Source organism: Desulfovibrio sp., from assembly GCF_019424165.1.
GTDB lineage: Bacteria > Desulfobacterota > Desulfovibrionia > Desulfovibrionales > Desulfovibrionaceae > Desulfovibrio.
The window spans coordinates 1-4,837 of the sequence record NZ_JAHZAA010000009.1 but is presented as its reverse complement, the minus strand read 5'-3'; the positions used below and the strand labels follow the sequence as shown (position 1 = coordinate 4,837).

Below are 4,837 nucleotides of genomic sequence, written 5' to 3'. Positions count from 1 at the left end.
CATCTCGCCTGCCTGCTTTTGTTCCGTCGGTTGTGGTAAAAAGCTTTTATTCCAACCATGTGTAGTAAGAGCATGCTTTTCGTAAAAAGCTTTTTTCTGCCTTGGCACAGGACTCTTTACTGGGAGCAGTGGTTGCTTTAGGGCTGCTTCAGCGGCTACGCAGGCTGGCGCTGCCGCCCCGGCGTAAGCTGGCTTCAGCCGTTGCCGGAGGCTTTACGGATAGAGGCGGAAACGCTGTGTCGCCGTGAGGGCAAACGTCGAAGCGAGTTTTTTGTTGTTTTTGAGTGCACTTTCCATTGGCAGCAGGTTTTCACGGCAGCGTTTGAGGGCTGCCCCTGAAACTGCTGCATCCAGATGACCGCACACGGTCTGTGCGCGGCGTCGAGTGCGGTGTGACGTGATGCGGGTGATGCGAAAAACCGCATTTTTAGGGGTTACGTGCGCTCATGAAAGAGTGTACTGTTTCACAACGGATACTGAATATTTTGTTTTTCTCAAGTTCTTTGCCAATATGCCGCTGCGGCCCCGCAGGCCGTGGATATTGTGCTGGCGTGCAGGTTGTTCGCACTGGGCGTGGCCTCTCTGGCAGGGCTGCTTCCGGCGGGCATGCAGGGGCTGAAGGCTTTACATACCGGTTCCGGCCCGAAAAATATCCCGCCTGCGCGTTTTTCTCCCGTCAGCCGGTTGCCGGTGAGCGCGCGTCACGCGCCGTCTGTTTTTGTTCCCGCCATTTCCGCCACTGCGGAAGGATCGTCAGGTACGCCTGTGGGTTCCGCATCATCAGTCTCTTTCCGGCATGCCGGTCCGTTGACGACCGCGCCGATCATGACGCCCAGATGACACATGGCCAGAGCCAGCCACCAGACCCTGTAAAAGTCGTGGCCGAAAATGCCGTTAAAAAGCCAGGCTACAAAGCCCATCCAGAAGCAGGCCGTCATGTGCCAGTAAATGCTTTTTTTCCCGCGAGCGCGTTCGGCTTGCAAGCGTGGCCTGATGCGCGTGTAGCCCCACCAGGAGAAACCCAGCAGAAAAATCATGCCCAGGGCAAAACCCACAAGTCCGTGCGCGTACAACATGTCCAGATAGATATTGTGCGGGTGGCTGATGGTGATGGCGTCTTTTTCCGGGCTGAGTCCCAGGCTGCGAAACGCGGCATTATATTGCCCGGCTCCGGCCCCGAACCAGGGGTGTTCCAAAAAGACGCGCCAGCCGAGCTTCCACAGGCTCCAGCGGCCGTCTTCCACCACGGCGTCCAGGCGGGCGCGGCCTTGCGCCACAAGAATCAAAAGCAGGGCGGCTGCGGCGAGAAGCGGGCCTTTCCAACGGACGGAGTGTCTGCCCGTCAGGAGCAGCCACAGGCCCATGGCGGCGGCGATGGCCAGTGCGCCACTGCGGCTGCCCGCACCGGCCAGCAGGAAAAAAGCCGGCCAGAGAACGGCTGTGTTCAACAGCAGTGCAGGCAGCCGTGAAAAAAACTGACGCAGGATGAACCAAAGGCCGAATGCCGGTATGAGGGCGAGGGCAATGTAGTTGCCTACCTCGTAATCGTCAAAACTACCTGTCAGACGCCCGCTGTGGAGCGGGTAGCCCATAAGAAAATCCCTGCCTGTCTGCGCCTGCCATACACCGTCCAGCCCCTGCCAGAAAACGGCCAGCACACTGGCCCACACCAGACGGCGCAGATCTTTTTCTCCACGGACGCACTCCATGGCGATGAACGGTAGAATGAACCCCTTGTTGAAGGCTGACCCGGCGTGCAGCAGGGATGCGCCGGGGTTTTGCGAAAAGGCTACACCTATAAAAACCATGAGTCCAAGGCAGGCGAAGAGCGGCCACGCCCCCAGCCTGCGCAATACGCTGTTCCGCCAGTTACAGCGGTAATACAGAACGAGAAAGATCAGGCAGACCACCGGCATGATGTCGCGAACGGCATAGCCCGAGGGAAATGTGACCAGTGAGACCCAGAACGACCAGAAAAGGCAGGAGAACCAGCGCTCGGCGGGCGGCATCTGCCGAAAATCCGCTATGGCGGCATGCAGAGCGGTTATCTGGCTTTTGCCATATTCCAGCAGGTTTCGCACAGTCCCTCCCGAGCGATGTTACAGAAAAATATCTGCTTGATATTAAGAAGCTTTATATCCCGCACGCCCTCTTTGTTCAAGTGCGGTAAAAACCTTGCCATGCGTGGGCATGCAAAATATACTGAGATAGTTCGTTATCTTACCATGAGGATAATATGGCACGATTTACAGGATTTGATGAAGTTTACAGTGCTCTTTATGTTGATTTTGACAACATTTTTACCCGTTTTCTTGAAATTGACCCGGAAGCGGCCCGTGCCTTCGGCGCCGCGCCGTACCGCTGGGTGCGCTGGATAGAAAATCATGCCTTGCGTATTCTTTACGGCGAGGGTGTGCGCCGCCGCATCCTGAAGCGCATGTGTTATCTCAATCCGCAGCGATATCAGGAATTTCGCAACTCCTTCATCCGCAGCGCCTTTCAGGTGGTGGACTGCCCGCCCCTGACTTCCCGGGGCAAAACCAGTACCGATATTCATCTGGTCATGGACTGCATGGATGATCTTTCGCACTCCACCAAGTTTGACGAGTTTATCATACTTTCCGGCGATGCCGATTTTACCCCCCTGCTCATCCGTCTTCAGGAACACGCCCGGCGCACTCTTGTGCTTTCAGTGGGATATTCTTCTCCGGCTTACACGGCTGCGGCTTCGTGGCGTATCCGTGAGGACTGGTTTTTACAGCAGGCCCTGCGCGATGACCGTGATGATCTGGATGGAGATACCGGTGATGTTTCAGGCAAGTCTGTTCCCCATGCCACGCTCGTACAGGCGGCTGCCCGTGCGCCAGAAAGCCATAACGGCTGCGCCGATCGCGGCGATGCTTTTTCCGCAGATGATGCCGATAGTGGCGAAGAGCCCTCGCCCGGCAACGCCTGGTAAAAGATGTTGCGGCAATGGGCGTGTTCCGGCGGCGTTGGCGCTTGACGCGGGGCGCGCCCGAAGCTAAAGATGATCACGCTTTCTTTTGGTTGCCCGCCCCATTCAGGGGTACTGCGCATTCCGGCGAAAAGTTCAGCCGTGGTCTTCCGCTGCGGAAAATATCGCGGGGCAGGCTTTTCCACTGGCGCTGTGGGCGGCGGGCTTTGACGGAAACCATTTAAGGAGGTCCCATGCTTCGCCGAATGACACTCGCCTTCGTTGGTTTTGTTCTTATGTGCAGTTCCGCTATGGCGGCTGAAAAAATTGTGGTCGCCAGCGACTGTACCTGGCCGCCCATGGAAATGCTTGATGCCAGCAAAAAGCCCGAAGGGTACTCCAGCGACTACCTGCGGGCCGTGGGCAAGGCCGCAGGCCTTGATATGGACATCCGCAACGTGGCCTGGGACGGCATTTTTGGTGGCGTAGCCACCGGGCAGTATGATGTCGTGGCTTCTTCCGTCACCATTACGCCCGAACGCCAGAAACAGTTTGACTTCACCGAGCCTTACTATGAAGTTGTGCAGGCCGTGGTGCTGCCCGAAGGGCAGAGCGTCAAGAGCCTGGCCGACCTCAAGGGCAAAAAGGTGGGCGGCCAGATAGGCACCACCGGCATTTTTGTGACCCGCAAGGCCAATGTCGGCGCGGACATCAAGGAATATGACGACGTGGGTCTGGCTATTCAGGATCTGGTCAATGGCCGCATTGACGCGGTGGTCTGCGACGACCCGGTGGCCATGTACTATGTCAACAAAAAGGCCGACACCGCGGGTAAGCTGAATGTTTCGTACAAGACCGACGAAAAGGAATACTACTGTTTTACCGTGCGTAAGGGCCGCAAAGACCTTTTGGACAAGCTCAATAAAGGCATCAGAGAAGTGAAGGCATCCGGTGAGGAAGCCAGAATAATTGAAAAGTGGATGGGCAAATCCAACTAGCCCACAGGGGACGCGCCGGTATTTCCGGCGGAGTCCGTCGCATGAAGGAGGTTTCATGATACGTCGTTTTGCTTTCGCCCTGCTGGTTCTGACCCTGTTTTGTGGTCAGGCTTTGGCCGCTGAAAAATATGTTGTGGCTACCGACTGCACCTGGCCGCCTATGGAGCTTCTTGATGAAAACAAGCAGCCCGTCGGCTTTGACGTGGACTTCATTACTGAAGTGGGCAAGGCCGCCGGTTTTGAAGTGGACGTGCGCAACATCGCGTGGGATGGCATTTTCGGCGGCGTAGCCACCGGCCAGTACGATATTGTGGCTGCCGCCACGACCATCACGCCCGAGCGCCAGAAGCAGTTTGATTTTTCCGACCCCTACTATGAAGTAGCCCAGGCTGTGGTACTGCCCGCGGGGAAGAGCATAAAGAGCCTTGACGACCTCAAGGGCAAAAAAGTGGGCGGCCAGATCGGCACCACCGGCGTTTTTGTTATCCGTAAGTCCGGTGTGCCTGTGGATCTCAAGGAATATGACGACGTGGGCCTGGCTATCCAGGACATGCTCGGCGGCCGCATTGACGCCGTGATCTGCGACGAACCCGTGGCCATGTATTACGCCAACAAAAAGGCCGACACTGCGGGCAAGCTGAACCTTTCGTTCAAGACCGCCGAAAAAGAATACTACGGCTTTACCGTGCGCAAGGGCCGCAAGGACCTGGTGGAAAAGCTCAACAAGGGTATCAAGGCCGTCAAGGCTTCTGGCGTAGAGGCCCAACTGCTTGAGAAGTGGATGGGCAAGGCCGACTAAACCGGACCAGCCATCATGGTTTCATGGGAGTCCGGGCCGCATGGCCCGGACTCCGCAGCCGTATTGATCTGAAGGATTGTGATGCACGATAAAAAAGACGGAAGC

4 protein-coding genes are annotated in these 4,837 nt (G+C 56.8%); 3 read left to right on the top strand and 1 reads right to left on the bottom strand.

The window, feature by feature from the left end:
• Positions 1-701: 701 nt before the first annotated feature.
• Positions 702-2,081, bottom strand: coding sequence for an O-antigen ligase family protein (locus QZ377_RS05130; RefSeq protein WP_291440131.1), 1,380 nt, complete (start codon positions 2,079-2,081; stop codon positions 702-704).
• A 155-nt stretch (positions 2,082-2,236) separates the two neighbouring features.
• Between QZ377_RS05130 and QZ377_RS05125 the strand changes: the two genes are divergently transcribed.
• The 3 genes from QZ377_RS05125 (at position 2,237) to QZ377_RS05115 (ending at position 4,732) form a co-directional block, all read left to right on the top strand.
• Positions 2,237-2,959 carry an NYN domain-containing protein gene (locus QZ377_RS05125; protein ID WP_291440130.1) on the top strand — a complete coding sequence of 241 codons (723 nt, stop codon included), beginning with the start codon at positions 2,237-2,239 and terminating at the stop codon, positions 2,957-2,959.
• A gap of 230 nt (positions 2,960-3,189) precedes the next feature.
• Entirely contained in the window at positions 3,190-3,933 is a 744-nt protein-coding gene (locus QZ377_RS05120; protein WP_291440129.1) for a basic amino acid ABC transporter substrate-binding protein, read from the top strand.
• 55 nt (positions 3,934-3,988) lie between these two features.
• Positions 3,989-4,732: a basic amino acid ABC transporter substrate-binding protein gene (locus QZ377_RS05115; RefSeq protein ID WP_291440128.1), complete on the top strand. Its 744-nt coding sequence runs from the start codon at positions 3,989-3,991 to the stop codon at positions 4,730-4,732.
• Positions 4,733-4,837 lie beyond the last annotated feature (105 nt).

Bases quoted from the DNA above. Each gene is read 5' to 3' on its own strand.
- QZ377_RS05125 (WP_291440130.1), top strand. From the start codon at position 2,237: ATGGCACGATTTACAGGATTTGATGAAGTTTACAGTGCTCTTTATGTT.
- QZ377_RS05120 (WP_291440129.1), top strand. From the start codon at position 3,190: ATGCTTCGCCGAATGACACTCGCCTTCGTTGGTTTTGTTCTTATGTGC.
- QZ377_RS05115 (WP_291440128.1), top strand. From the start codon at position 3,989: ATGATACGTCGTTTTGCTTTCGCCCTGCTGGTTCTGACCCTGTTTTGT.